The sequence below is a fragment of the Methylocystis parvus genome (assembly GCF_049675845.1).
In the GTDB taxonomy this organism is placed as follows: domain Bacteria; phylum Pseudomonadota; class Alphaproteobacteria; order Rhizobiales; family Beijerinckiaceae; genus Methylocystis; species Methylocystis parvus_A.
In genome coordinates this window covers 2,818,765-2,845,271 of the sequence record NZ_CP187161.1, presented here as the reverse complement: position 1 = coordinate 2,845,271, position 26,507 = coordinate 2,818,765, and the positions used below count along the sequence as shown (strand labels likewise).

Genomic DNA, 26,507 nt, shown 5'->3' with positions numbered 1-26,507 from the left:
GAACAGACGGGGTGACGCCTAGTTAATAACAAGCCACGCAGCGACGGGGGTGAACGATGCCGTGGGTCCACAAAATCCATACTTTCTCGATCAAGCGCAAAGGTCCCTTGTCATGGACGGTAGCGCTTGGCTTGTTCACCACAAGCGTCGCATTGCGGGTCCTGTTCGATCCGGTATTAGACGGGATGAAGTTTCTCACTTTCTGGCCCGCAATAGCGGTTGCCACTCTGATATGTGGCTGGCGACAGGGAGTCTTCGTACTGGTCCTGTCCGCTTTGACAGCGTGGTATTTCTTCATCGAGCCTTTCCACTCGTTCGCCGTAAAGGACCAAACGACGGTTGGGACGGTCGGCGGATTTCTGCTTGTTGGCGCGTTTTTCATCCTTCTGGTCGCAGCTCTGCGAGAGACGATCAGGCGTGTCGAACTAGCGAACGCCGCAAAGGACGTCTTGTTCAGCGAACTGCAGCATCGCGTAGCCAATAATCTGCAACTTGTTGTGTCTTTGCTCCGGCACGCTCAGCGCAACCTGCGCAACCCCGTGGTGGCGGCGGAAACGCTAGTCGACGCCGAGGAGCGCATCATGGCGATGTCGCAGTTGCATCGTCGCCTTAACGACGGGACAGCGTTCACCTATGGGCTTAACACACTGCTTCGAGAGATGCTGTCCAACGCATTCCGCGAGCTACCGGTGACGTTCCAGGTTGACATTGGCGATATGCCCGACCTTTCCATAGATCGGATGACGGCGATAACGCTCCTGGTGAACGAAGCGGCTCTCAACGCTGCAAAGCATGTTTTCTCGAAGGGACTAGGCACACGCTTTGATGTCGCGCTGTCGAAGGATGAGAGCGGTCATCTCCATCTTCTGATCAAGGATGATGGGCCCGGTATGTCTGCCGAGGTGATAGATGCGCAAGCACGCTCCCTCGGCATGGGCATTATGGAGTCTTTTGCAAAGCAACTTGGTGGCCCGTTGGAGATAGCACAGGAGGCTGGAACGTCGTTACGCGTCGAGTTCTCCGGCCCCTGAACTGCGCTTACGATACGAGCGTTAGGCGGCAACTTGGCGAGGACGTCGACGTCGTGCTCAACCTAATAACCCGAGGGCGGCGCCATCGCTCTTAAAATCCAGGTTTTGCCCCGCGCCTAAGATCCTGCAACCGCCAAGCATGCGTTCGCGTTCAATGCTGTTGCAAGCGCGCCTCCGACAACTGCAGCCGGAGCGGAGCAGCATGCGCCACGGCCATCTCGACTGGACTATTGTTTCACTGACGATGAGAGGCCCTCGTAGATAGTGTCGAGGCCGCGCTTCGCCAGCGATCGAAACTCGACGGCCTTCTCGACCGGAACCTCATAAATCGCTGCGCCAAAACCAATTGTCGCCGCGGTTAGAGCCGTGATCATGAAGGAGGTTAGGCCGCCGGCCTTTTTATGGCTCGGCTCTACATGCGGCGCCTGCGGCGGGCGAAAGTCAATCGAATCTCTCGCCATAGAGCCTCGCGCATCGGCCTTTAAAGGCTCGGGCTCACTTCGCTTCAGCCTTTGCTCGCTGGCGAAGGCAGGGGCTTCCACTCGCAGGTCTTCCATCCTGGCTGCGGCGACCCGAGCCGTTTGCGCTACTAAAACAGGCTCGACGGGAGTGGGTTCGCTTCGCGGCGTCTCTGCTCTTGGGGCGACGGCAGGCGCCTCAGCCGGCTCTTTCCGGCGCCGCTCCCCTACCATTTGTTCCAGAGTTTCGATTCGTTGCTCCAGGGCGACGAATCTCTTTTGCAAAGCCGCAATCGTCAAGTCGCTGCGAAGAGGTTCTGCGCTGCGCTGCGTTTGCTTCTGAAGGGGAGCAACAGGCGCCTCGGTTTGCTCCTTCCTACGTCGCTCTTCTTCTCTTTGCATGAATGCTGCGAGGGTCCAGTCGCTGAGAAGAACCTCTTTCATACAGTGCTCCTGTTCCTCGCTTCTTGTTATTGACCAGCTTGCGGCTCTGGAACCCGGGCTTTAACCGGCGACAATTGCACGCGAAAACGAATCAGACTTGGCTATTTGCGCGGGCACAGTTCCTCTGCTTGCCCGTCCCTCGCCGTCAGACCGCTGTTTGCCCGCCGCTCGTCAGGAGATCCGATCAGAACGGCAGGTAAAAGAACGACGACGGATAGGGAGCAGGCGCAAAATGCCGGCGTGGCGGTTCCGCGCGCGCCTGCCGGCGCATGTCCCCCGCGATCTCGCCGCTTTCCGTCGCCACGATCCAACGGCCCGCCCGTTTTTGAATCGCCGTCACTTGGCCGGCGCCCGGCAACACATCCCCAACGGCGACACTCGTCACGCCGCGGCCCGTCTCGATCAGGGCCGAACCGCGATAGACGTCGCGGACCTTGTAGCCAAGCAGCGTTCTGGGCGCCCGCCCCACCGTCGTGACGGCAGGCTTTTCCGACGCGCCCTCGGCCGGCGGCTCCGTTGGTTGCGAAATCTCGCGCGGCTCTGCTGGCTGCGCGATCTCGCGCGGCTCCCGCCGGAGCTGAGTCTGATTACGGATGTTTGCGGGTTCGGCTTGCGCGGCCGCGTCCCGCTCCGACTGACGCTTTTCCAACTCATCGAGCTTGGCGCGAAGCGCCTGCACTTCGGTCTGCAAGGCGAGGATCTGGCGCCCGGCGACGTCATTCGATGCGGTCTGAGGCGCCTCTTGTGGCTTCGCTGCTTCGGACTGTTGCGCGGGCTTCGGTCTGTCGGGCGTTGGCGCCATCGCGGACCACGCGAACGCAAGTAAACCGCCGGCAAAGGCGCCAGCTAAACCGAGACGGGCCATGGCGGAGCGGCGGGGCCGCGCATCGATCACATATTCGACTGGAAGGCTTGCCGGTTCGCATTTCTTTTGCGGGTCAGGCGGAGCAATGAGATCGTTCACGGCAGGACCCCCTCACCTTGGATTGCAGCCTATCGCAAAGACATGCGCGAGAATCGCGGCGAAATGGCGCCGTCTTCAGTTTTGCCCGCCGCGCGCACCAATGAGCAAAGAAAGCCGCGGGGGCGCAGACGATGAAAGGCTTGTAAAACGGGTAAATATTCCCAATGAAGCGATGCGTGAACTAAGTTCTTGATTCGTTTGCTTTTGCGCCCGTCCTTTCCGGGGTAGATTCTTTGAATCTTGATTCGCAAGCATCAGATCGTCGTCGCCTCGCGCTCGTTTTTCGCGGACGCGAAAATGATAGCGCGTTCCGGCCTTCCAAAGGTGCAATATGGGCAAAATCGTCCGGCTTATCTCCTTAAGCTTTTGCTGCTTTCTAGCCGCGTCTTCCTTCGCCTCCGCTCAAGGAGCGGATCAATTCATTGCGTCCCATGTAAAGCCGCATCTTGCCGCATATGCGGAATGCGCCAAGCAGTTCCTGGGACAGGCCGCCAAAAAAGAGCCGGCGAATACCTTTGAACGCATCGAGAGTTCGCTCCGCCCGGCTTGCGGCTTTCAAATCGATCAAGCGCGCGACGCGCTTTTTCGCGGCAATTTTAGCCGGAGCGAGGCAAATGCCGTGATTCGGGCCGCCTATTCGTCAATTCAGCCGGAGCTCCGCTCTTCATTCGAACAAGCCGCCTACGCCGAAAAGATACGACGTGAGAACGAAAAAAGGCGGCCTGCGCAACCGCCGGCCGGAGAAGAAACAGGGAGCCTTCCTCAGGATCATACGAAGGAAGTCGAATTCGAGAGGACGAAATTTCTGAAGGAAGCGTCGAGCGCTTTCGATAATTGCCTGGCCGCGGAGATGAAAAGCCTTGTGCCGTCTTCCAGCGAGTCCGCCGAAACGCTCACTAAGGTCATCGAAATAAAATGCAGCGATCTGGAAAAAAGACTCACAGGCCTCGGCGTGGCATTCTATGGCGCGTCCAGGGATGATTTCCAAAGGATCGTGAAGGAGCCGATCGACGAACGAAAGAGGAGGCTTGTCGCCGATATCGTGACGCTCCGCGCAGATCTCGCGAAGGAGGCGGCGAAGCAACCAAATAACTCGTCAGATGCCACCGGAAGCTCCAAGCCATCCGGGAGCAATTAGCTGTCCGGCGACTGCTGCGCGCGCCGCCTGGCGTGCTGGGAACGATCGAGAGCGAAGGCTTCTTGCGTGGGCTTCATCAGTTCGTCCCATCATGCCAGCCGCATCCTTACATCCACGATGGTGTAGCGGTCGCCGTCGGCGATCACTGGATTGAGGTCGAGTTCCGCGATTGAACTCGCGGCCTGAAACCATTGCGACACATCCGCAAGAAGATGCGCGAATTTTTCAACGCCAAGCGGCGGCGCGCCTCGATGCCCCTGAAAAAGCCTGCGGCACTTTAGTCCTTCGAGCATGTCGCGCGCTTCACGCGCGTCGATTGGCGCGAGACGAAGCGCAACGTCGTTGAATATTTCGATTAGAACGCCGCCAAGCCCAACAAGGATGATTGGACCGAAGGAAGGATCGCGCCGGCCGCCGATCACGAGTTCGAGTCCCGGCGGCGCTTGCGGCTGCATGAGCGCCGGTCCCGGCCCGAGCCGCCGTTCGAAATCGATGAAGGCTTGCGCGGCCGCATCGCCGTCGCGCAGTCCCACGCGCACGGCGCCCTTGTCGCTCTTGTGCGTCAGGCCGGCCCGTTCGGCCTTGAGCACGATGGGAAAGCCCATCTCTTTGGCCATGGCGGCCGCTGCCGAGGCGCTGGAGACGATGGCGAAAGGCGCGACCGGGAACCCGGCCTGGGCAAGCATTGCAAAGGCCTCCGGCGCCGACGCCCAGCCATCCGCGTCGCGCCTCTTCGGAGCGGCGGTCCCTACAATGGCCGGCTTCGGCGGCGCGATCGCAGGCCGCGCGGCGACGCCAGCGAGCGCCGTGGCGGTTCCGGCCGGCCAGAGATGGCAAGGTATTCCGGCCGCGAGCAAGCGCGCGCGATTGCCGTCCGCCGCTTTCGGGGCCACCCAGCAGACGTGAAGCGGCTTTGTCGATCCTGCGTCGCGCGACCTAGCGTAAGCGGCGATGATCGCCTCTGCGACTTCCGGCATCAGCGCAGAGCGCTGCAGCAGCACAGGGACGACGGCGTCGACGTCGTCGCTCGTCATCAGCGCTTCGACCGAGGCTCCATACATTGCGGGAAAACGCGCCCAGTCGGTGGTGACGTCGACCGGATTGACGGGAGAGCCATAGGACGGAAGCGTCGAGGCGATTTTCTCTTGAAGCGCGGCTGAAAGGACCGGAACCGCCAGCCCCTGCGCTTCCAGGAGATCGGTGAGTTCAACCCCCGCGCCGCCGGAATTGGTGACGATTCCCACCTTCTTCCCGCGCAGCGGCGGCTGCCGGTCGAGCGACGCCGATACTTCGAGCAGCGAGAAACCATCTTCGACCAAATGCGCGCCCGCTTGGCGCAAGGCGGCGTCGACGATCGCGGCGTCGCTGGACAAAGCCGCCGTGTGACTCGCTGCTGCGCGTTGCGCGCCCGGATGCCGGCCGGTCTTCAACGCCACGACCGGCTTCGTCGGCGTAATCGAGGCGATCGTCTCGAAAAGACGACGCCCGTCATGGAGCGATTCGAGCAGCAGCGCGATGACTCGCGTCTCTGGATCGGCCCCGAGATAAGCGAGGATATCCGCTTCGTCCACGTCAGCCTTGTTGCCCAGCGCCGCAATCTTTGAAAAGCCCATCCCTTCATCCATCGATCTCGAATAAGCGGCCATGCCATAGGCGCCGCTTTGCGTGACGAGCGAGACGCCGCCCTTTTTCGGAAGGCCGATGGAAAGCGAGGCGTTGAGACCGCTCTGCGTGCTGATGACGCCGAAGCAATTGGGCCCCACGAGCCTGACGCCCTGCGCGCGCGCCGTTTCAATTGTCTTGCGCTGCAACGCCGCGCCTTCCGCGCCGGTCTCCGCAAATCCCCCCGTGACGACGACGGCGACCGGCGCTTTCGCCCGGCCACAATCTTCGATGACCGATGGCAGCGTCGCGGGCGGCGTGACGACGACTGCGAGATCGACAGGCGCCGGCGCCGCATCGAGACGCGGGAAGGCCGGAACCCCCATCAACTCGGTCGCGGTGGGGTGCACGCCAATGACTTCTCCCGTAAAGCCAGCTTCGGGCGAAATGAGGTTGCGGAGAAAAAGCGCCCCGGCTTTCCCGGGCGTTTCCGAGGCGCCGACGATCGCCACGCGACGGGGGCTGAACAACGCTTCGCGCCAGTCGCTCATGCCTCTTCCCCGCAGGAAGTGAACAGCGCGGGCGCGCCGCCAGTGTGGAGAAAAAGAACGTCCTGGACGTCCGCATATTCGCCGCGCGCGCACAGCGCGCAATATCCGGCCATGGCCTTGCCGGTGTAGATGGGATCGAGAAAGATCGCCTCGGCGCGCGCCGTCGCCTCGATGGCCTGGCGCCCCTCTCGCGAGGGAACGCCATAGCCCCTGCCAATGAAGCCGTCATGGACGCGAAAGGCGCCCTCGCCCAGCGCAAACGGCGCGCCGATCAACGCCGCCGCGTCCGTCGCAAGCCGGCGCGCCCGCGCCGCCGCCTCTGACGCGGGCCTGCTCACGGTGAAGGCTTCGATCCGCCATGGCGCCGAGAAAAGCGCGCCGCCAAGCAGCCATCCTGCGAGCGTCGCGGAGCCGCCGACGGCCATGACGACGCATGTCGGCGACACGCCGAGAGCCGCGCACTGCGCCAGTGTTTCGCGCACGGCGCGCGCGTGCGCCAGGACTGCGAGGGGACAGGCGCCGCCGCGCGGGATCACATAGGGATTTCCTCCGCTGGCGCGGATGTCTGATGCGACCCGCTCGATCCCCGCGTCGACGGAGGCGCGGTCATCGTCGTGCGTGAAGCGGATCGCGGCGCCGAGTAGACGCGCAAGGCGGTGATTGCCTTCGGCGCGCGGCGGCGGCGCGCCCCAATAGACGCCGACGCAGGACAGTCCTTGGCGCGTCGCAAGCGCCGATGTGGCGCGCACGTGATTGGACAGAATCCCGGCGCCCGTCACGAGCGTATCCGCGCCTTGTCGAACCGCGTCCGCAACGATCAAATCGAGCGCTCGAACCTTGTTGCCGCCGAACGCGGCCGGGATCAGATCGTCGCGCTTGAACCAGATTCCTGGCCCCCCGAGCGCGGCGGACAAGTTTGGCGCCGCGTGCAACGGCGTCGGCTGGTCGATGAGCGACAACCGCGGCAAGGCGTCGAGTCGTTCGCCCCAGCCCGTCATGGCGGCGCCCTCCGAGCGAGAACGCTATCGACGAGCGCGGCGCATTGCCCGATTTGCGCGGCGGGGTCGAGCAGTCGCGCGATCTCTTCGCGGGAGAGATGCGCGCGTATCGTCTCATTGTCTCCCACCGCGTCGATGAAGGAGCGCCCCTCCCTGCGCGCGGCGGCGGCGAGAGACATGACGAACCGATGCCCAGCCTGTTTTCCGATATGACCGGCGAGCGCCACCATGACCCCTTCCGACAGCGCAAAACCGCCATTCGCCATGAGATTGGCGCGCATGCGCGTCGTATCGACTTCGAGATTTTCCAGCAATCCGGCGAGCGCGAAGAGCGCTTTTCCGGCGGCCATCGTCGCTTCTGGAACAGCGTGCCATTCCACCTTCCAGGACCGGCCGTCGCGCTCGTGATCGTGCACGAGGCTCTCCAGCAGCAGGCTCGCATTTGCACGCACGATGCGCGCGAGCGCGCCGAGATGTTCCGAAGTCTCCGGATTGCGTTTGTGCGGCATGGTGATGCTGCCGACGCCCTCGGCGAGCGACGCCTCGCGCAATTCGCCGATTTCGTCGCGTTGAAGATTATAGACTTCATGCCCGATGCGATCCGCCGTGGCGGAGATGAGCGCGAGGAGTTGGGCCCACTCCGCATAAAGATCGCGGCTCGCCGTCCAGGACATATCCGGGGCGCGCAGGCCGAGCCGCTCGAAGAAGCGCTGTTGCAGGATGAGCGCCTCCGGCCCGAACGCCGAAAGACTGCCGACGCCACCGCAAAGCTGGCCGACATCCATGCGCGCCGCAATTTCGTCGATGCGAACTCGATGACGCCGCAGCTCCGCGAGCCAGCCGGCGACCTTGAAGCCGAAGGTGATCGGCAGGCCCTGCTGACCGTGCGTTCGGCCGGCCATGATCGCGTTGCGATGGCGCCGGCACAAGGTTTCGCAGGCTGCAATGGCCCTTTCCACGTCCGTAATGAGCAGGCGGCGAGCGGAACGCAAGGCGAGCATGAGCCAGGTGTCGGCGATGTCCTGCACGGTCGCGCCGAAATAAAACCATTCGGCGCCGGAGGAAGCGCAGCGACGCTCCACGGCGGCGATGAGGCCCGCCGTCGAATGCGCGGTCGCTTCGTAAGCCTCGCGGCATTCCGCGAGAAATTCTGAGTCGACGCAAATCGCGTCGCAACTCGCCTTGATGTCGAGAGCCGCATCACGAGGGATAACGCCATATTCGGCTTGCAGCTCGGCCAGGACGGCGAGAATCTCGATCCAGCGCTGCGTGCGAGGGATATCGTCGAAAAGCGCGCGCATCTCCGGAGTCGCCCAGGCGCCGCCGTAAATATCGGAGCCGAAGGACCATCCCGTCATGTGGAAACTCCGGCAAAGGCGCGCGCTTCGGCGAGAAGCGCATCGATCGCCGCCCTCTGGCGCCTGCGCATCTGCATGACCTGACCGCGGCGCTCACGAGCGGAACGGCGCAACTCTTCCGCCATTGCGGCGACTTCGTCCGGCGCCGCGCATCCAATGTCCGTCCGCGCGGCGACGCATTTCTTCAGATCAAGGGCGGAGGCAAGCACTATCCTGGCTTTTGCGGGGTCAAGAGCGACGCCGGCGCTCTCCAGCGCGGCGAGCAGATCTTGCGGAGTCGCATCCGCGAGGCGACGCCCCGACGCCTCCATTTCCGTGACGAGACGACCGACCGCGCCATGGGCGGACCGGAAATCGATGTTGGCTTCGGCTGTCAGGCGCTCCGCGAGATCGCCGGCGCAAACGGAGCGATCTGCAAGCGCCTGCGCAGCGCGCGCTTCATCGAATTCGAGCCCGTCGACGCATTCCGCGACCAGCAGGGCCGCGTCGCTCGCGGCGCGCAATGCGTCAGGGGCCGAGCCGTAGACATATAGGCGATTATCCATCTGCCCCGAAGGCGTGCGACCGGCCGTCGCGACGCCAGCTTGAGCGCCGATGAGGCGATTAGCTGTCGCGCGCACAAAGGCGAGCGCAAATGGGTTGCGTTTCTGCGGCATGATCTTGCTCGCCCGCGAATGTCGGTCCGCAAGCCGGACGAAGCCAAACTCGGCGCTCGCGAAGATCATCAGGTCTTCAGCCAGCCGGCTGAGATTGACGGCCGCCGCAACGGCGATCGCGCAAGCCTCGATCGACAGATCGTGCATCCACATCGCGTCGCGCGCATGCGGCGCCGGCGCGGCGAAACCGAGACGCCTCGCCAGCGCAGAACGATCCTGCCGGATCGTGGACCCATTTGAGCTGCCGACGCCCGCGGGGCATTGGTTCGCGCGCCCATGAAGCGCCATGGATCGCTCCATGTCGCGCAGCATGGCCCAAGCGAAGCTCTGCAGATAGTGCCCGAAGGTCGTTGGTTGTGCGGCCTGCAAGTAGGTGTAATCAGGCATCAGGCTCGTTTTGTGACGCAGAGAAAGGGCCGCTACTGCATCTACTGTGGCTTGCAAAGCGTCGCAGAGATCGCAAAGCGTGTCGCAGACTTTCAGGTGGTAGGCTGTCGTCACGGCCTCCCGCCGCGCGCGCGCGACGCCGAGCCAGCCGACCGCCGGGGTCTTGTGTGCGAGCCAGGCTTCGCGGTTCGTGTAGAGATCGCCGAATTCGGCTGAAGGCTTGAAATCAGCCGTTTCCCGCAATTCGAGCAATGCGGCGATCAGGTCGCGCGAAGCCCGGTCCGGAATGACGCCCGTCTCAGCGAGACAGAGCGTGTGGGCGAGATCGGCCCAGCCCACCATCTCTGAAAGGTCGAGCTGCGCGTCGAGCTCCGCGCCAAAGGCCTGCGCGACGAGACGCGCCGAGGGCGGTTGCGAGAGGCGTTCGCCAATCTCCAGCACTGCGGCGCGCGTATTCTCCGTCATTTGTCGCTCACAAGTCCGCCAAAGGACGCCCCGCTTTCGATGCGCGTCGGGTCCCAGACGCCGGCTTCCTTGGAATGTTGCGCGACCGATGCAAATGTTTCGAACCGCAAGCCGCAGCGTAACGCCTCCAGCGCGAGACACTCCTGCGGGGGAATGTTGCCGAGGCTGACATTGGCGCCAAAGCGGCACACGAGATATGCCTGCTGCGCGCGCAGGGGGGCCTCCCAAATCATACGCGACGCAGCGTCTCCGACGAGACGGGTCACTTCATCGAGAAAGGCGGAGCGGATGTCGCCTGCGCAATCGTATATTCCAACGCTGCGCCCGCTTTCCCTTCCCTCCACGATCACCCAGGAAGCGCCCCAATCGAGATCGCGCAACACCTGCGTCGCCAGTTCTTCCGCATTGGGTTGCCGAGCGGGATCCTTCTTTCCCACTTCCGTAATTGGCTGCAATCCCGCATTTCTCGCGCAGTCGATCATTCTGCGGCGGCGCTCGCCGGGAAGATCGATCGTGCCTTCCGATATTTCTGCTGCGCCGAAGCCAAGCGCGGCGGCGCGCGTCATGAAGACGCGGCAATGTTCCTGCACGATCGCGGCCTCGAGCAGCGTCCCGCCCGGATAGGTCAGGATATCGCGCTGGCGCAGCAGAGAGAGTTTTTCTTCGAGCGCCGAACGCGGCATGAGCGCGGTCGTGCCGAAACCGAATTTCCAATGGTCGATATGCTCGTCGGCGAGATCGAGAATGTCGCGCATGGCCGAGAGGCCGAGGCCCGTGTCGATGACCATCGTCACGCCGGTCGTTCGTGGCCTGCGCAGGCGGCGGTTCACGATCGCATCGAGCGACCAAACGCCTTTCCAGGCAGAGTCGAGTCCGTTCATGGCCGTGGCTCCTTCGGCGTAGAGAGCGCCCGTAGCGCGCGTTCGACCATCGGCAGATCGGCTCCCCACGGCACGATCATCATCTCGCCATCACGCTCGATGTCGAATTCGAGGAGACAGCATTTCAGGATCGTCGGCTCGATGCGTCGGCCCGCAATGGCGCGCGGACACATCTCCACACGCGGCGGTTCGTCGCCGTAATAATGCCGGTGAAACTGGAGGCTGCGCTCACAGCCGATGAGCGTCCAGTCCTCGCGCACAGGCGGCCGCTCGTCGAGGTAATGGACCGGCGCGCCGAGATTCTCGAGTCCGCCAGAGCGGCAAGGCACAAGAAAGGCTGGGGGCGGAGCGCCGTGAACCAGCTCTCTCAAGTCGATCCGTTCGAGAACCGGAAGGATGGGGGGCAGATCGGCGTAGCTTAGCACATGCGTCACGAGGTCGTAGAGCTTCGGCGGCTCCGGCGGCGCGACCTCGACAATCGTGACAATCAACGGCTGAGGGCAATGGATGAAATTGACGTGGTCGAATTTGCCTTCGCAGATCAGCGTACGGTTCCGCTCCAGCCCTTGTTTCATGGCGAGCGCCGCCAGGGCCGAGCGGTTGCCGCAATCTGTCTCCGGGCTCCGGACGTATACGCACAGTTCGGGCGGCGCGAGCAACTCGACCGCCGTGATCGGCGAAAAGAGCGGCGCCCGATCCTTCGCCTGCACGGCGGCGACCGCGTGCCGGCCATCCGGCGCCTTGAGAACGATGAATTCCGTCCGTCGGTATGTTTCACGACCGAGCAGATGAGCGACGATCGCCAGCTCGGTCATGGCGCCGCCATAGGGCTGCACGCTGACGCCCCGATAGGGCAACGGGACCAGATTAGGCCTTCCGCGAAGCGCGTAAGCCGGCTTGGCCGCCTCCATCATCTGGGCAGCTCCTCTTGCGCGTCCGCTAATCCAAAGCGTCGTTCGAGATCGCCGCGTCTCAACTCCCTTTCGTGGATCCGCAGCGGATCGAGCTTGCGGATCAGGCCGACGACAGCCTGTGTCGGCGGCGCCATGGTCTCCACACGATCAGCGAGAGCGAGTTCGAAGCCGGTGTTTTCCCTCACCTCATCCACCGTGATATCTGGATAGAGAGCAAGAAATCGCATATGGCCGTCGGCGTCGAAGTCGAACAGGCCGAGTTCGGTTACGAGAAACTGCGGCCCGCCGCCGCGATGTCCATAATCTTCTCGTCGCTTTCCGGCGCCGTCGCGATGACCGAGACTGGTGATGAAGTCGCAGGCTTCGACCAGCCGAAAGCGCCGCCCTCCTTTCGCGTCGATTTCGGCGCGATGCGCGGGGGTCCAGAGCGTGACGCGCCGCGCGTCGCAGGAAAGATTGCCGCCCCCGCCGCCGCCCGGCAGCTTCATCGCGATGCGCGGCCAGCCGAGCGCCGTGACATTGCAATTACCCCAGCGGTCGATCTGCAGGCCGGAAAGAAACATTCGTCCAAGGCGCCCCGACGCCGCGAGATCGAACAAATCTTCGATATCGAGCGAAGTCACCGCGCCCCGGTCCATCACCCAGTCATTGGTTGTCGGGCTGAGAAAGCTCGGCGCGGGGTCTACGCCATATGTGGCGCCGGCGATGAGGGCCATTCGCGGCGCATGGGTGCGTTTGGCGACGTGCATGGCGAGCTGCGCCAATGGCGAACCAAATCCGTGGAAGACAAGCTCGCCGTCGCAGATCGTGCGCGCCATAGCGGCTATCATCATCTCTCCGAGGGTGCAGCTCGTGATCATGCCGTCGCCTCGTCGAGATAGAGACTCATCCATTGGTCGTCGCTCTCCGCCCAGGAGGCGAGACGCGCGCGAGCGTCGTCGCCGCCGACGCGCGCGAGATAAGCGTCGTGATTTCGCACTCCATAAACGAAGACGTCTAGATATTTGGTCTTGAAGGCGTCGGAGCCTTCACGCGCGGCTGCGTGGTAGAACGCGGTGTGCCGACGGTCATATGCGTAGAAGGGATAGCAGGCCGTTGGGTGCGCGCCGAACGGCGTCTCGCTGAGGGCGGTCACCAGGAAATGCGGGACGACGGCGCCGCGAACGCCTTGTAGCGTCTCCGTCGAAACGATTTTCTCCACGGTCGCCAGCACGACCTTCGAGGCTTTTGCGAAAAGCAGGTCCGCGACCGGCGGCCCCTCGACGACGAGGTTGCCTCTCTTGTCTCCATATTGAGCGTGGAGCAGCGCAACATCAGGCGCGAGAGCTGGAACGAGCAGCAGCTCCTCGCCAGTGAATGGACAGATCATCCGCTTGTATTCCGGATGCAAATCGAGGAGGTCCGTTCCACGCATGGAACGTATCGGCATGAACGGCAGCCCCTGAATAGCCGCGCGCAACTGCTGCACCAGCGTGTAGCAGCAGGAGTCGTTCGCCACGACAGTCCCCGATTCGATGGCGCGGCGGTAATTGGGCGCCAGGCCAAAATCCTGTTCGAAGCCTACATAGCTCTCGGCGGAGCGCGCCAATGCGCCGCCTGCGCAGAGAAGGTCGATGTCGATTCCATGCGCAGACCCGACAGCCGTGAGGCCCTTCACCCCTTTTCGCAGCAGTGCGCGCAGCAGCGCCATGGGTTCGCGCGACGACAGGCCGCCGCCAACCGCGACGACGGCCCCGTCGGGAACCATTGACGCGAGTTCGTCGAGGCTTCGTCGCTTGTCCGGCTCCGTGTAGATATGGCGCTGCGGGGACAACATCAGGTCATCTCCGCGTGACGGCCGCGGATCATGTCCGCGGCTTTTTCGGAGATCATGATGACCGGCGCATTGGTGTTTCCGCCAACGATCGTCGGCATCACGGATGCATCGACCACCCGCAGGCTGGCGGCCTCTCGCAGACGAAGTTCGTGGTCGACGACCGCCATGTCGTCGTCGCCCATCCTGCATGTCCCCACGGGATGCCATGTGGTGGAGGCCGTCCGACGGACAAAGGCCTCGATCTCTTCGTCGCTCCGCGTCGTGATCCCCGGGGCGATCTCGCTACCGCGAATGTCGTCGAAGGCCCTGGCGTAGAGGAGGCGTAGATTGCATCTCACGCCTGCGACGGCCAACCGCATGTCACCGGGATGAGCCAGATAATTAAAATCGATCAGTGGCCGGTCCAGCGGATCCGACGATGCGAGTGACACTGCGCCACGGCTTTGGGGCCGGTTGATATAGGCGGTGAATGTGAGTCCGTGACGATTGACCGGCCCCGCTTCGGGGTAATCGGGGGCGAGCTGCGCTAGAAGAAACAGCTGCAGTTCGGGGCGTGTTTCCTGGAGTCTCACGAAGGCGCCGGCCTCGAGCATATTCGACGCCAGGGGACCGCTTCGATCGACCTCGTACTGCCGGCGCGCCGCATCCTTCTGAGCGTCAGCGAGACCCCCAAAGGTAAGCGGTTGCGTGATTTCGCATCTCACTCGTGTATGCAGATGATCCTGCAGGTTCTTGCCTACGCCAGGCAGCTCGATGCGGACGTCGATCCCCATTTTTTCAAGCTCGGCCCGTGGACCAACGCCCGACAGCATCAGCAACTGCGGAGAGCGTAGCGCGCCCGCGGAGAGGATCACTTCCCGTTCCGCGCGCACGGCTTCAGCCGAACCGAGTCGTATGTAATCCACGCCCACGGCGCGTCTCGCCTCGAAACGCAGCCGCGTCGCGCGTGCATGCGTGAGAATCGTCAGGTTTTTGCGTGAGCGCGCCGGCGTCAGAAACGCCTCTGCGGCGCTGCAGCGTTCGCCCCGCGCCAGCGTCGCCTGCAAGGGCCCGCAGCCTTCCTGCGTTTCGCCGTTGAAGTCCGGATTGAAGGGAAGTCCGATTTCCTGCCCTGCCGCGATATAGCGTTCGACAAGCGGATTTGGATGGTGGCTGACAACGGCGAGCGGCCCCTCCGTATTGTGGAAACGATCTGAAAAATTGCGGTTGCCTTCCGATTTGCGAAAATAGGGCGACACATCCTCGTAGGACCAGCCCCTTGCGCCCTCTTCGGCCCATTGATCGTAATCGGCCCGATTCCCACGGATATAGATCATGTAATTGATTGCGCTGGATCCGCCGAGCGCGCGGCCCTGAGGCACGAAAATCCGTCGCCCGTTCAAGGCCGCTTGCGGCGGCGTGCGATCGCCCCAATCGAAGACGCTGTCCTGCAGGCTTCCGTAAGCCGCCGGGGTCCGGACCAAAGGCGAGTCGCTTTCCCCGCCCGCCTCGAGCAGCAGGACTCTGCAATCGGGATCCTCGCTCAGCCTGCTCGCGAGCACGCATCCGGCCGATCCGCCGCCGACGATGATGTAATCGAAGACTGTCGCGTCCATTCCGTTACGCTTATTCATCGATCGCTGAACATTCTGGCCCCGCCTCGGCCACAGGCGCGCAGCAGAGACAGCCCGATCCGTGAGACGCCTCCCATGGATGCTTTTCGCTGCCGCGCAAGTCGGGCTGGCCGCGCCTGCCACTGCAGAGACCGCAAACCCATTCTTGAGGCATGCGGCAACCGTCGAGGACGAGCGTCCTCGCGACATTGCCACAGTCGGGACACGAGACGACGAAGACGGGCATGCCGGCGGCTCCCGCGAGACCAATGGCGCGGCGGGGCTCCGCGCCAGCGATGGCGTTATTCGGCCGCGATCGGTTGTCTGACCTGTTCGCGCACGAGCTTCGCGCCTTCCACCAGCGCGTGGAGCTTGTCCTGCGCAATGTAGCGTTGAAGCAGGATCAGGCCGCAGTCGGTCGTGACGCCGAGCCTGTCCGCAGGAATAACCTTCAGAAGGTTATTGATCCGGTCTGCGACTTGCGTGGCGGTCTCCGTAATCGTGCTTTTCACATCGATGACGCCAGCCCAGAAATCGACGTTGTCCGGTAGGGGAAATTCCTTGAAGGCGTCGAGGCCCGACATGTCGTCGAAGCGCCGACCGCAATTTTCGAGATTGAGCACGTTGATCTTTGCTTCATACGCCTTGGGCACGATGGCGCGCGTCGCGGCCGGCGTCTTGGCGTTGTCCTTGCGCTTGGTGAGATCGTAAATTTCGCCGGGCTTTCCCGTTTCGTCGCGATAATAAGCCGGCGTGCCGCCCCAATTGCCCCAGCAGACATGAACGACAATGCGCGCGTTCTTCACGCCCTCGACTGCCGTATTGAAGGCTTCGATGGCCCAGTCTTCGAAGAAATATGGCCAGGTGAACTCGTCGAGCTGGATGAAGTCGACGCCGAGCGCGTCGACCTCGCGGATATCCTCATTCATCGCCTTGGCGATGGCCAGCGCCCGGTCGCGTGAACTCTTGTAGAAAAGATCGTTCGTGCATTGCGCCAGGACCTGGACGCCGGTGTACTGGACCTTCGTCGGCTTGCTCGTCGCGCGCTTCAAGGCGCGTGCTTGCTCGACCATGATGGAGCCGCGGCGCTTGATTTCGTGCTCGACCGTGCCCGTGTGAAGGCGGCTGTATATCGGGAAACCAAGATGGCCGCCGCGCAGATTGTAACCGAGCCGGCGGAAATAATGATAGACGGCCGTATCCGCATAGTTGTCGCCATGAACGCGGCCGTCGGAAATGATGTCGAGCCCCGCCTGCTCCTGGTCCCGCGCAATCGCGCCGATCGCGTCTTCCAACGCTTCCCGGCTGAGAGAATCCGGCGGATCCCGATCTCCCTCGAAATATCTGGCGAAGGATGCGTCCCACCAGCGTGGATTGGGATAGTTGCCGACCATGCTTGTCGGAATGAGAACGTCTCGACCAGCTATCTTCACGGGTCCCCTCCCTCGGCTTTAATTTTTTGAGCGCTTTGAGCTTTGGCTGGACGGCCTTTCATCCAAAGGGTGAAAACGGAGCAACGTTTGGGCGTCACATTAGGTTCCGCGCAGTCATCCGGCCGCTTGCATAGTGGCGCAGCGGCGACCCGCTTCCATGCTTTGCCGCGACACATGCCTCGGCGCTTCATTTGCGTATTGTGTCAGGCCCGAGCGACATTCATTCATCCAAACGGATGAAGCGCATCATGTCTTTCCGTGTATGTCCGATGGACAGGAAAGCGCTTCTCGAAAAAATGCGATGACCTGTCTTTCAGCCAAGCGGGTTTCGCCCATGGGGTCATCGTCGCGAAGATGCACGGTGAGAACGGAATGCGCAGGCTTAGGCGCGCTTGGTTCGGCGCTTTCCGGATTCAGTTCGATCGCTTTGAAGCGCTTGCCGAATTCCTTGCGAAGCGTTTCGAAACGTTCCGGCGGCGCATATGGATCGCCTTTGAAGCGTAGCCCGAGCATTTGGAGATCTTCCTCGCGCAGTCGACGCTTTGCGCAGGCGAGTTCCTCTGGCGAGACGCCCAACGCCGCGCGTCTCGCGCCGCCGACTGGAAGCGGAAGCGACGGCTCCGCAAGCGCCGGCGCGATTACCGCAGGCTCAGTCATCATGGCCAGGGCGAAGTTTCCGGTCAGGCACATGCCGATCGCGCCGACCCCCTTCCCGCCGCATTCCTGATGCGCGCGCCGCGAGAGAGCGCGCAGCCAATCGACGATGGGGCTCGATCGATTAGCGCTCCAGACATCGAATTCCCGACGGATGCAGATCACACCCACAAACGAGCGCAATGCGTAAGCGAGGGAAACAGCGCGACCGGGCTCGCCGAACAGGCTCGGCAAATAGACAGTGAAGCCTGCGTCAGCGAGGCGATTTGCAAATCGAAAGACAAGCGGATGCAGGCCAGGGATCTCGTGGATCACGATGACCGCCGGGCCTGCGCCTCGATAAAAGACATCGCGCGCCCAAGCGCCATGGCGAAAGGCGAATTTCGCGTAACCTTGCATCGAATCGCGCATCGCGGCGTCCTTTCGAGAACCTGCTGCTGAAAGCGCCGTGCAGGGTCAGCGAAAAGTCCGGATCGGGCAACGGTTGCCGAGAGCGTTTTTTCGGGGTGTAATCCTCGTGCGGCTCGGAAACAGAAGCATTGCCATGAGCGAATCTCTGATCGAGCTGATTTATGAGTGCGCTTTTCTTCCGGAGCTTTGGGACAAGGTTTTGGATCAACTCGCCGGCATAGCCGACGCGCGAGGCGGCGCGCTTTATTTCCCCGGTCCCGACGGACTGCGCTGGAAGGCCTCGGATGGCTTGCGCGGGCTCGTAGCAGATTACGTGGACGGCGGTTGGGCTGGACGCACCAAGAGGCGGGAGCGGATATCCACATTGAAGCCGAAGGGATTTGTCAGCGACAAGCAGCTATTTTCCCAAGAAGATCTGGAGCAGGACCCGATCTACAGAGACTTCCTTTGGCCTCGTGGTTTCGGCTGGGCTGCCGCCGCCCGATTGCCGCTTGGCCGGGAAGGGAGCGCCGTCCTCAGCCTCGAGCGCGATTACGCGCGGGGACCGTTGGAGCGAACGACGCTTGATCAGCTGGATGAGCTGCACCCGCATCTTATGCGAAGCGCTCAGATCGCTGCTCGCCTGCGCTTCGAACGCGCACGCCTTACAACCGAAACCCTGGCCTTGCTCGGCCATCCGGCGCTCGTCGTCGACTTCCAGGGTCGCGCGCTGGCGGCGAACGATCTCATCCAGGAAAAGCAGAATTTCGTTCGCTGGCTCGCAACCGACCGGATAGCGCTGCGAGACAAATCCGCGGACAAGTTGCTGAAAGAGGCGTTGAAGCGGCTTTCGGGCAACGCGGTTGTCGGAAAGCATTGCTTTCCGGCGGGCGGTCGCGATGGCGAGGATCGGTCGCTCGTGCATGTGATCCCGATCGCCGGCAAGGCTCGGGATATTTTCGGCGGCAGCGCGTTGATAATGCTTTCGCCGGTAAACCCTCCGACAGCGCCGTCGCTCAGTCTTATCCAGGCGATGTTCGGCCTGAGCCCCCGAGAGGCGCGCGTCGCCCAAGGCCTCGCGGAAGGCGCCACGCTCGACGAGATCGCAGCAGAGGCGAAAGTATCTCGCAACACCGTACGTTCCCAGCTGCGAGGCGTACTCGAGAAAACCGGATGCAATCGCCAGGCTGAAGTCGTCGCGCTGCTGAGCCGCCTCACCCTCTCGGCGGACGTCGCCTGATTTCGCGTTTTCGATCGGCGGAAACCGACCTCGGCGCGCCGGCGCGAAACCGGCGCAGCGAGCGGCGCCAAACAACTGAACCGACGCCACCTCTCCTTGGCGCTCCTTGCGGCCCTATTTGCAGGCGGAGAGGGCACCTCACATGCGCACGATTATCGAGCCGTTTCGGATCAAGATGACCGAGGCGCTGCCTATTACCGATCGAGGAGATCGGGAGGCGCTTCTCGCCGAGGCGAAATATAACGTGTTTTTACTGGACGCCCAGCACGTGACAATCGACTTGTTGACGGACAGCGGCACCGGCGCCATGTCCGATCGGCAATGGGCGGCGATGATGGTCGCCGATGAAAGCTATGCCGGCAGCGCGTCGTGGCGGCACTTCGAACAAACGATCCGCAACATCACGGGCTTCAAGCACATCTTCCCCACCCATCAAGGGCGAGCCGCGGAGCGGCTGCTCGCCGCGACGCGGCTGAAGCCGGGAAACGTCGTTCCAAACAACAGTCATTTCGACACGACGCGCGCCAACATCGAGTTTGTCGGCGCAACTGCGGTCGATCTCCTGACGCCAGAAGCGCGGGATCTGCAGTCGCAGGATCGCTTCAAGGGAAACCTGGATCTCGCCGGACTGGAAAAGGTGATCCGAGACGAAGGCCCGGCAAACATACCCTTCTGCATGATCACCGTAACGAACAACGCAGCCGGCGGCCAACCTGTTTCGATGGAAAACATCAGGCGGGTGAAAGAGATACTCGTGCGGCACGATATTCCGCTGATTATCGACGCTTGCCGTTTTGCGGAAAACGCATTTTTCATCAACCGATACGAGCCAGGGCATTCGAAGAGCAGCCTTCTCGAGATCGCCCGGGAAATGTTCGCGCTATCCGACGGCGCGACGATGAGCGCGAAGAAGGACGGCCTTGCGAATATTGGAGGATTTTTCGCCTGCAACAACGATGATTGGGCGGACGATTTTCGGAACCTGCTCATCCTGACGGAGGGCTTCCCTACTTATGGCGGCCTTGCGGGGCGAGATCTCGAAGCGGTCGCCGTGGGCTTGATGGAGGCTCTGGAAATCAACTACCAGCGCTATCGCCACGCGACCGTGGAGTATATCGCGGAAAAACTCCTGGCTCGGGACGTCCCGATTGTCCGCCCGCCAGGAGGACACGCCATCTTTATCGACGCCGCAGCGTTCTGCCCGCATCTCGCCGCGAGCGACTATCCAGGGATCGGGCTCGTAAACGCTCTCTACCTTGAAGGAGGGATACGCGCGGTCGAGCTCGGCAGCGTCATGTTCGGAAAGCCGGCCTCAGATGGAGGCGCGGAAACCCCGGCGCCTCACGAATTGGTTCGCCTGGCTTTTCCGAGACGCGTCTACACGCAGAGCCATTTTGATTACGTCGTCGAGGTTCTTGATTTCGTCCATCGACATCGCGACGCGATCAAACCGTTCCGAATAATCAGGCAGCCGCCCTTCCTGCGCCATTTCACAGCGCACTTTGCGCTCGCGGGATAGCGGCGAGAGAGCGCTCAGCCCGGATGGCCCGACAGGCCATATAGGCGGCGCTCATCATGGCGCCGACTAGCGAGCCGCCTTGCACAAGCGGCGTTTCCATTTCTCGCCGGGCTTCAATGCGGATTTGCGCACCCAACGGCTTTGAAGGGAGCTGCGCTCGCGCCGCGTCGCGCCAACATTCTCGCTATCAGTCGTCACAACGACCGGCGGGGGTTCGACCGTCTTCTGCGCCGGAGCGCGTTTGATCGGAGCCGCAACGCCCTCAGCTTTATCCGCGTTTCGCTGAGCCGGCTTCGCCGCTCTTGGCGTGCGGGGCGCCTTCTTGGCCTTTTCCACCGAAGGCGCCGGCTGCTCATCGGGCTGAAGGAGGCACGGAAGAATACGGCTGACAGGAACGTTTGGCGGCTCCTGAAACGCCGCTGTTTCGACCGCCTTCCCGCCAAACACCGCATCAGCAGCCGCCATCGCCGCCAAATATTCCGCGTCCGGTCCAGACGCGGCGGGCGTTGCGCCGAGGTCGACGGTCAAAGGCTTCGCAGCGGTCTTCTCCGGATCGTCGATATCCCAGGGACGAGCCGTGCGAGATTTGGACGAGCGGTTTTTATATGCCGTTATGAACGGCCTCACAGGCTGGCGCATAGTTGGTTAGGCGCTTTCTTTTGAGAAATACCGAGACGCTCGCGTCGCAACGGAGAACTGGCTGCCTTGGCCTCTACGAGGGGGCGCGAATGGCTATTCGACACCCGTCTACTCCTGTTCTTTAATAGTGATTCAAGAACAAAAAGGCAATCTCGGGCGATCATTACAGTGACGCAAAAGAGAAGCGTCTCAGGCTTGAGAACGCTTTGCGCGTTCGACGCGCGTCGCGATCCAGACCACGTGCCGCGCTCCCCCTCCTTTGCCGTTGGCGCGCACCTTTATCTCTTCGACGCCGAATCCGGCCTTTTGGAGTCGCTGCGTGAAGCTGCGATCTGGGGCGCACGACCAGACGGCCAGGACGCCTCCGGGACGTAAAGCTTCACGGGCGGCCGCCAGTCCCGATGCGTGATAAAGGCCGTCATTGGCTTCGCGCGTCAGTCCTTCGGGGCCATTGTCGACGTCGAGCAGGATCGCGTCATAGGACGAGCGCGCCGAGCGTATGATCTGGCCCACATCGCCTTCCCGGATCGAAACGCGCGGATCTGTAAGGCTCGCCCCGTGCAGTTCAGCCATCGGACCGCGCGCCCAAGCAACCACCGCCGGAACGAGTTCAGCGACGACGACGCGCGCCCTTGAATCCAGAACCGCAAGCACGGCGCGCAATGTGAATCCCATCCCAAGCCCGCCGATCAGGATGCGAGGCTCCGGGCGGGAATGAATCCTCTCGCATGAGAGCGTGGCGAGCGCCTCCTCCGATCCACTGAGCCGGCTGTTCATCAATTCATTCTGACCCAGCATGATCGAGAATTCGGCTCCACGGCGCATCAGCCGCAGCGCGCCCTCGCCGCCGGGAATCTGCGCCGTGTCGATCAGGGACCAGGGAATCACGCGCGCCTCTCTAGTTCATCGGCCGGGGTCGACAACTTCGTGGACCTGGCGTCCCGCCCACGGCGAAACGTGAGACTTAGGTTATTTGCGGGCATTTCGACAATCTCGGGGCCTTCGAAACCCGCCCGATGCGCAAGATCGGCCACCGCCTCGAAATCACGCACGCCCCAGGATGAATCCTGCGCGCGCAGACCCGCGTCAAATTCGGCGTTGCTCGGGGCTGTATGGAACCCTCCTCGTTTATAGGGGCCATAAAGATAGAGCGGCGCGCCGGCGGGAAGGATTGCGCTCGCATTATAGAATAATCCCTCCGTCGCCCGCCAAGGCGAAATATGGACCATGTTGATGCAGATGACGGCGTCGGCCCGCGCAATCGGCCAGGGCGGGCTGGCCGCGTCCAGAGCGAGCGGCGCCATGACGTTTCTGACGCCAGCGGACGCTACCCACGCCGCGATGCTCTCGCGGGCCTTTGCGCTAGGATCGGATGGCGCGAATGTCAGCTCCGTCAGTTCCGTCGCGAAATGCACGGCGTGCTCGCCGGAACCGCTGGCGACCTCCAGCACAAGACCTTGCCTGGGCAGAACCGTGCGGAGGACGTCCAGAATGGGGTCCCGGTTGCGGGCCGCCGCGGCGGAGAAAAGGCGATTGTCGCCCACGCGCTTATCCCCCTTCCGGCAATGAGCGCTTTCTTCTTTCGCGCGCGATCGCTTGATCGAGCGCTTGAAGGAAACGGGACCGGTTCGTCTGGGAAAATGGCGGCGGGCCGCCGGTCCTCTCCCCGGTCGATCGAATATGCTCCATGAGAGAGCGCTGCGCGAGGGCCAGGCCGATCGACTCCTCCGTAAAAGGGCGCCCATAGGGAGCAATCGCATGCGCCTCTTTGGCGAGGACGCGCGCGGCCAGAGGAATGTCGCTCGTCACGACGACATCGCCCGCGACGACACGCTCCGCGATCCAGTCATCGGCGGCGTCCGCGCCGGCGGCGACGATGACCCTCGTAATCAGCGGCGACGCTGGAATTTGCATAAAGCTGTTGGAAATCACGAAGGTCTGGAGCCCATAGCGGATCGCGACTTTGTAGGTCTCCTCCTTCACCGGACAGGCGTCGGCGTCGATGTAGATATGGATGGTCATCGGAACAGGATAGCACCGGACGACGACCTCCGCCTCCACTGGCCGCCTCCGTTGACCCCGGACGCGATAAGCTCCACAGCAAACCCCTCCTTGAATGCCGGCTTAAAACATCCCGTCAAATAAATGGCGAGACATTGTTTTCTCCTTAAGTATTACCGACATCATCCATTTCACTTTAGAGATCGTTAAGCGAGGCGACCTCAAGTTTCGAGCTTGAAAACCCAAATTGAGCGGTGGCCGCGATGGTTATTTCGAGCGTATCATGGGAAAAAGGCGAACTCTACGAGCTGCTTTGTCTCATGTTAATAGGCTCTTGCATCTGGTTTGGCGGCCAAGAGCTAGGTTTTTTCGACTGGGCCCTGGCTTATTCAGTCCAGCATAATCTGTTGGACCTCGTAATTCTGAGCGGTTGCATGGGGCTCGGCGTATCCGTCGCGGCAATTCGCAAGTCAATTCTGCTCAGAAGGGCGATGATTGCGCGCCTCGAGGCGGAACGACAGAACGCGGCAATGGCGCGTCACGACGCGCTGACTGGCCTGCCCAACCGTCGTTTCTTTCTCGACAGCTTCAAGGAGCGCCTGAGGACGCTTCAACCCGACACGCGGCTCGCGATTTTGATGATCGATCTCGATCGCTTCAAGCCCGTGAACGACCTTCATGGCCATGCCGCCGGAAATGCGGTGTTATGTGCGGTCGCCGACCGTTTGCTTCAGGCGGTCCCCGCAAAAAGCATCGTCGCGCGTTTGGGAGGCGATGAATTTGTCCTTCTCGCGCCTTTCGGCGGCGATCAGGAAGAGCTGACGGCGCTCGCGCAGGAGATCATTTGGGTAATAAGAAGTCCGATCTCCTGGAATGAGGGACAGGTCAATATCGACGCGACAATCGGCATTGTGGTCGTCGACCTCGCGAACTGTGACGCGGATGAGGCCCTGCATGCGGCGGACCTCGCCATGTACGAAGGAAAGAGAGAAGGACGGGGCAGGTTCTGCTTCTTCCACGAAGAATTGGATACGGGCCGCAAGAAGCGCGCCCAATTCGAAGCTGAACTGCACGCAGCGATTGCGGCCAATCAAATCACGCCCTTTTTCCAGCCGATCGTCAGGCTTCCGTCCAAGGAGTTGATTGGCTTCGAGGTGCTGGCGCGATGGGCGCATCCCACCAGGGGACTCATTGCGCCGGATGTCTTCATTCCGGTCGCCGAAGAGACAGGATTGATCAACAAGCTGTTTTACCGCCTCCTTGATCAGGCGTGCAAGAGCGCTCAACAATGGCCCAGCAATTTGACTCTGGCCGTGAACGTCGCGCCCCAACAGCTCCAGGATCCCTTGATGCCGTCGCAGGTTCTCGCCGTTTTGACGAAAACCGGCTTTTCTCCCGGTCGGCTGGAAATCGAGGTCACTGAAACCGCGCTGATAAACGACCTGGAAGCCGCACGCGCGACTCTGACGTCCTTGCAGAACCTTGGCGTGCGGATCGCCCTCGATGATTTTGGAACCGGCTATTCGAGCTTGTATCACCTCAGGGAGCTCCGCTTCGACAAGCTCAAAATCGACAAGAGCTACGTCACCGCCTTGGCGCGCGACGCCGAGCGCGCAAAGTTGGTCGACGCCATCATCCAACTGGGCGCAAGTCTGAGCTTGCAGACCACGGCGGAGGGGATCGAGAGCGCTTCCGACCTCGACTGGCTGTCAGAGCAAGGATGCAACTACGGGCAAGGCTATCTGTTCGGGCGCCCGATGCCCAAAGAGGAAGCCGATCGCTATCTGAGTGGGGAGCAACCCGCTAAAGCGAAAATCCCGTTGGCCGCCGCTTAGTTTCGGAGCTCTTTCAACTCGAGATTGTTCAGGGTTCCAGTCGAGGTTTCGCAATGGACGGCCCAAAATCTTACCATGGATCTCTGCAAGGGCGGCCTGAACTCCAGCCTCGACCTGATCTACGCCCAGGTAGCGACGCTGACAGCGCGGATCGACTCGGCGCAGGTGAAGACGCATCTTCTCAAATCTTCAGTCGACCTGATCCGGTCATCCGCGATTTTTCATCGCAAACGCCATTACTTTCGCAAGGTGAGCGTGCCGGACTCCACCGTGAAACGCGACAGCTTCGATAGGAAGGACATGCCAAGCAGGCTGTTTCCCATCGCTCCCTTTTGAGCGACGAGGGCGTCGACGTCGCGAATGGTGAGATCTCCAACCCGCACATAACCGAGCTTCATCCGCGCGACGCGCGCCATGCCATTCGCCGTGCTGATCGTATGCGTGAATTCGGAGGGCTCGGGAGTCACGCCGGCGGCCGCGGCGTCCCGGGAGGACAAGACGACAAAGGTCGCGCCCGTGTCGATCAAGACCCTGGAAATGTGCGCGCCGTCAATATCCGCGTCCGTCCAGAAATGCCCGGCGGCGTCGGCTGTGATCCGAAGCGGCAATCGGATCACCGAAGGCGAAGCTGTGGTTCGATCCAGGCTCGGGCGAGGCGCCGGCTGGTCATATGTTTCGGTTTGCCGCTGCGCCGGAGGGACCGGCGATGGAGCGGACGGGCGGGTTGCGCCTCCCGAAGACACGCCAAGGCCAGGGATTTCGCATTGGGTCGAATCGGGCGGGCAACTTGTTTGCCGCACGCGATTCTGGCCGGCAGAAGCGCTCGCTCCGCCGAAGGCGAACGCCAAAGCTAAAGTTATGACAGCCGCGCGAAGCATCTTGCCTTCCCTTGCAACGCAATAGGGCCAGCGAACCACGCGCGACGCAAGCTTGAGCGCGGCAGGCGTCAGAGCCGCGGTGGAAATTTCTGCTTTTGCATGGGTTGAGCGAACCAGTGAAGCAGGGCGAACCCGGCGGAGAGGAGTCCCGAGCCATAAACGACGAGGCCGAGGCGCTCGTCCTTGATGGCGTAACTCAGAATGGCCAGCAACAGCCCCATGATGGCGACGGCCAACGGGGTCGGATTCCGCTCGTTCATTTCGCTTTCGCTTGATTCAGCGCGATCGCCGGCCCATCGCTTGCTACTGATGTCGCGCCTCGCCGGACTTGAGGTTGGCGTCAATAGTATCGAACCAGCAAGCAGGCGCAAGTTGGGCGCCGGCGCCCCTGCCTTAGTCCACGCGCTTTTTGCCGCGAGCCAAGCCGGAGCGGCGTTCATGGACATTTCAGCGGGTCTCGAAGGGTCGTTTCCATCACGAGGCAGAAGATCTCGCAATGGGACCTGGGAGCGTGACAGCGTCGTCAGCCCACGCGCAAAGCGACCAGAACGCCGCCAATACCGCAAGCAAGAATCCATTCATCTGAAAGCTCTGCGATCAGCGATGAAGGCGTGAGTTCGCGTCGGGCGAGCGCCTCGAGCGGCGTGAGCGCTATATATGAAA

The 26,507-nt window shown here is 62.2% G+C and carries 23 protein-coding genes; 5 read left to right on the top strand and 18 right to left on the bottom strand.

The genetic code is table 11. From position 1 onward, the window contains the following. Positions 1-56: 56 nt before the first annotated feature. The gene (locus ACPFMJ_RS14775) at positions 57-1,031 is read left to right on the top strand and encodes a DUF4118 domain-containing protein (protein WP_424360727.1); all 975 of its coding nucleotides are present in this window, start codon (positions 57-59) and stop codon (positions 1,029-1,031) included. Between the two features lie 227 nt (positions 1,032-1,258). Here ACPFMJ_RS14775 and ACPFMJ_RS14770 read toward each other — a convergent pair whose 3' ends face one another. Both ACPFMJ_RS14770 and ACPFMJ_RS14765 read right to left on the bottom strand, forming a co-directional pair. Then, positions 1,259-1,933, bottom strand: coding sequence for a hypothetical protein (locus tag ACPFMJ_RS14770; protein WP_424360726.1), 675 nt, complete (start codon positions 1,931-1,933; stop codon positions 1,259-1,261). A gap of 184 nt (positions 1,934-2,117) precedes the next feature. Then, positions 2,118-2,798: a hypothetical protein gene (locus ACPFMJ_RS14765; RefSeq protein WP_424360725.1), complete on the bottom strand. Its 681-nt coding sequence runs from the start codon at positions 2,796-2,798 to the stop codon at positions 2,118-2,120. A 430-nt stretch (positions 2,799-3,228) separates the two neighbouring features. On the opposite strand from ACPFMJ_RS14765, the gene ACPFMJ_RS14760 reads away from it, so the two are divergent. Beyond that, complete coding sequence (locus ACPFMJ_RS14760) at positions 3,229-4,035, top strand: hypothetical protein (protein ID WP_424360724.1); 807 nt, start codon at positions 3,229-3,231, stop codon at positions 4,033-4,035. Positions 4,036-4,124: 89 nt separating this feature from the next. Here ACPFMJ_RS14760 and ACPFMJ_RS14755 read toward each other — a convergent pair whose 3' ends face one another. From ACPFMJ_RS14755 to ACPFMJ_RS14705, 11 genes are all read right to left on the bottom strand, one after another. Further along, positions 4,125-6,188 (bottom strand): acetate--CoA ligase family protein, encoded by a 2,064-nt coding sequence (locus tag ACPFMJ_RS14755; protein WP_424360723.1) that lies wholly within the window; start codon positions 6,186-6,188, stop codon positions 4,125-4,127. Continuing rightward, positions 6,185-7,186 carry a 1-aminocyclopropane-1-carboxylate deaminase/D-cysteine desulfhydrase gene (locus ACPFMJ_RS14750; protein WP_424360722.1) on the bottom strand — a complete coding sequence of 334 codons (1,002 nt, stop codon included), beginning with the start codon at positions 7,184-7,186 and terminating at the stop codon, positions 6,185-6,187. The genes ACPFMJ_RS14755 and ACPFMJ_RS14750 overlap by 4 nt, the downstream gene beginning before the upstream one ends. Next, positions 7,183-8,544 carry a class-II fumarase/aspartase family protein gene (locus ACPFMJ_RS14745; RefSeq protein ID WP_424360721.1) on the bottom strand — a complete coding sequence of 454 codons (1,362 nt, stop codon included), beginning with the start codon at positions 8,542-8,544 and terminating at the stop codon, positions 7,183-7,185. Before ACPFMJ_RS14745 ends, ACPFMJ_RS14750 begins: the two co-directional genes overlap by 4 nt. Beyond that, positions 8,541-10,052 carry an argininosuccinate lyase gene (locus ACPFMJ_RS14740; protein ID WP_424360720.1) on the bottom strand — a complete coding sequence of 504 codons (1,512 nt, stop codon included), beginning with the start codon at positions 10,050-10,052 and terminating at the stop codon, positions 8,541-8,543. The genes ACPFMJ_RS14745 and ACPFMJ_RS14740 overlap by 4 nt, the downstream gene beginning before the upstream one ends. Continuing rightward, positions 10,049-10,933: a phosphosulfolactate synthase gene (locus ACPFMJ_RS14735; protein ID WP_424360719.1), complete on the bottom strand. Its 885-nt coding sequence runs from the start codon at positions 10,931-10,933 to the stop codon at positions 10,049-10,051. The genes ACPFMJ_RS14740 and ACPFMJ_RS14735 overlap by 4 nt, the downstream gene beginning before the upstream one ends. Further along, the gene (locus ACPFMJ_RS14730; protein ID WP_424360718.1) at positions 10,930-11,847 is read right to left on the bottom strand and encodes a DUF7714 family protein; all 918 of its coding nucleotides are present in this window, start codon (positions 11,845-11,847) and stop codon (positions 10,930-10,932) included. The genes ACPFMJ_RS14735 and ACPFMJ_RS14730 overlap by 4 nt, the downstream gene beginning before the upstream one ends. After that, positions 11,844-12,680, bottom strand: a complete 837-nt coding sequence (locus ACPFMJ_RS14725) for a CoA-transferase subunit beta (RefSeq protein ID WP_424360717.1) — start codon at positions 12,678-12,680, stop codon at positions 11,844-11,846. Before ACPFMJ_RS14725 ends, ACPFMJ_RS14730 begins: the two co-directional genes overlap by 4 nt. A gap of 23 nt (positions 12,681-12,703) precedes the next feature. Further along, positions 12,704-13,663 (bottom strand): CoA transferase subunit A, encoded by a 960-nt coding sequence (locus ACPFMJ_RS14720; RefSeq protein ID WP_424360716.1) that lies wholly within the window; start codon positions 13,661-13,663, stop codon positions 12,704-12,706. Further along, positions 13,663-15,258 carry a GMC family oxidoreductase gene (locus tag ACPFMJ_RS14715; protein ID WP_424360715.1) on the bottom strand — a complete coding sequence of 532 codons (1,596 nt, stop codon included), beginning with the start codon at positions 15,256-15,258 and terminating at the stop codon, positions 13,663-13,665. The genes ACPFMJ_RS14720 and ACPFMJ_RS14715 overlap by 1 nt, the downstream gene beginning before the upstream one ends. Before the next feature lie 299 nt (positions 15,259-15,557). Continuing rightward, positions 15,558-16,688: a cobalamin-independent methionine synthase II family protein gene (locus ACPFMJ_RS14710; protein ID WP_424360714.1), complete on the bottom strand. Its 1,131-nt coding sequence runs from the start codon at positions 16,686-16,688 to the stop codon at positions 15,558-15,560. Positions 16,689-16,934: 246 nt separating this feature from the next. Then, positions 16,935-17,753, bottom strand: a complete 819-nt coding sequence (locus ACPFMJ_RS14705; RefSeq protein ID WP_424360713.1) for a dienelactone hydrolase family protein — start codon at positions 17,751-17,753, stop codon at positions 16,935-16,937. 37 nt (positions 17,754-17,790) lie between these two features. Between ACPFMJ_RS14705 and ACPFMJ_RS14700 the strand changes: the two genes are divergently transcribed. Both ACPFMJ_RS14700 and ACPFMJ_RS14695 read left to right on the top strand, forming a co-directional pair. After that, positions 17,791-18,972 (top strand): helix-turn-helix transcriptional regulator, encoded by a 1,182-nt coding sequence (locus ACPFMJ_RS14700; protein ID WP_424360712.1) that lies wholly within the window; start codon positions 17,791-17,793, stop codon positions 18,970-18,972. Positions 18,973-19,114: 142 nt separating this feature from the next. Further along, entirely contained in the window at positions 19,115-20,491 is a 1,377-nt protein-coding gene (locus ACPFMJ_RS14695) for a tryptophanase (RefSeq protein ID WP_424360711.1), read from the top strand. A gap of 828 nt (positions 20,492-21,319) precedes the next feature. Here ACPFMJ_RS14695 and ACPFMJ_RS14690 read toward each other — a convergent pair. Genes ACPFMJ_RS14690 through ACPFMJ_RS14680 form a run of 3 tightly spaced genes read right to left on the bottom strand, consistent with a single transcriptional unit; the run spans position 21,320 to position 23,152 of the window. Next, the gene (locus tag ACPFMJ_RS14690; RefSeq protein ID WP_424360710.1) at positions 21,320-22,018 is read right to left on the bottom strand and encodes a spermidine synthase; all 699 of its coding nucleotides are present in this window, start codon (positions 22,016-22,018) and stop codon (positions 21,320-21,322) included. After that, complete coding sequence (locus ACPFMJ_RS14685) at positions 22,015-22,674, bottom strand: DUF938 domain-containing protein (protein WP_424360709.1); 660 nt, start codon at positions 22,672-22,674, stop codon at positions 22,015-22,017. The genes ACPFMJ_RS14690 and ACPFMJ_RS14685 overlap by 4 nt, the downstream gene beginning before the upstream one ends. A gap of 4 nt (positions 22,675-22,678) precedes the next feature. Then, the gene (locus ACPFMJ_RS14680) at positions 22,679-23,152 is read right to left on the bottom strand and encodes a YaiI/YqxD family protein (protein ID WP_424363874.1); all 474 of its coding nucleotides are present in this window, start codon (positions 23,150-23,152) and stop codon (positions 22,679-22,681) included. Positions 23,153-23,565: 413 nt separating this feature from the next. Between ACPFMJ_RS14680 and ACPFMJ_RS14675 the strand changes: the two genes are divergently transcribed. Then, the gene (locus ACPFMJ_RS14675; protein WP_424360708.1) at positions 23,566-24,966 is read left to right on the top strand and encodes a putative bifunctional diguanylate cyclase/phosphodiesterase; all 1,401 of its coding nucleotides are present in this window, start codon (positions 23,566-23,568) and stop codon (positions 24,964-24,966) included. Between the two features lie 236 nt (positions 24,967-25,202). Here ACPFMJ_RS14675 and ACPFMJ_RS14670 read toward each other — a convergent pair whose 3' ends face one another. Continuing rightward, complete coding sequence (locus ACPFMJ_RS14670; RefSeq protein ID WP_424360707.1) at positions 25,203-25,574, bottom strand: TIGR02281 family clan AA aspartic protease; 372 nt, start codon at positions 25,572-25,574, stop codon at positions 25,203-25,205. A 338-nt stretch (positions 25,575-25,912) separates the two neighbouring features. Continuing rightward, positions 25,913-26,104 carry a hypothetical protein gene (locus tag ACPFMJ_RS14665; protein WP_424360706.1) on the bottom strand — a complete coding sequence of 64 codons (192 nt, stop codon included), beginning with the start codon at positions 26,102-26,104 and terminating at the stop codon, positions 25,913-25,915. Between the last annotated feature and the right edge of the window lie 403 nt (positions 26,105-26,507).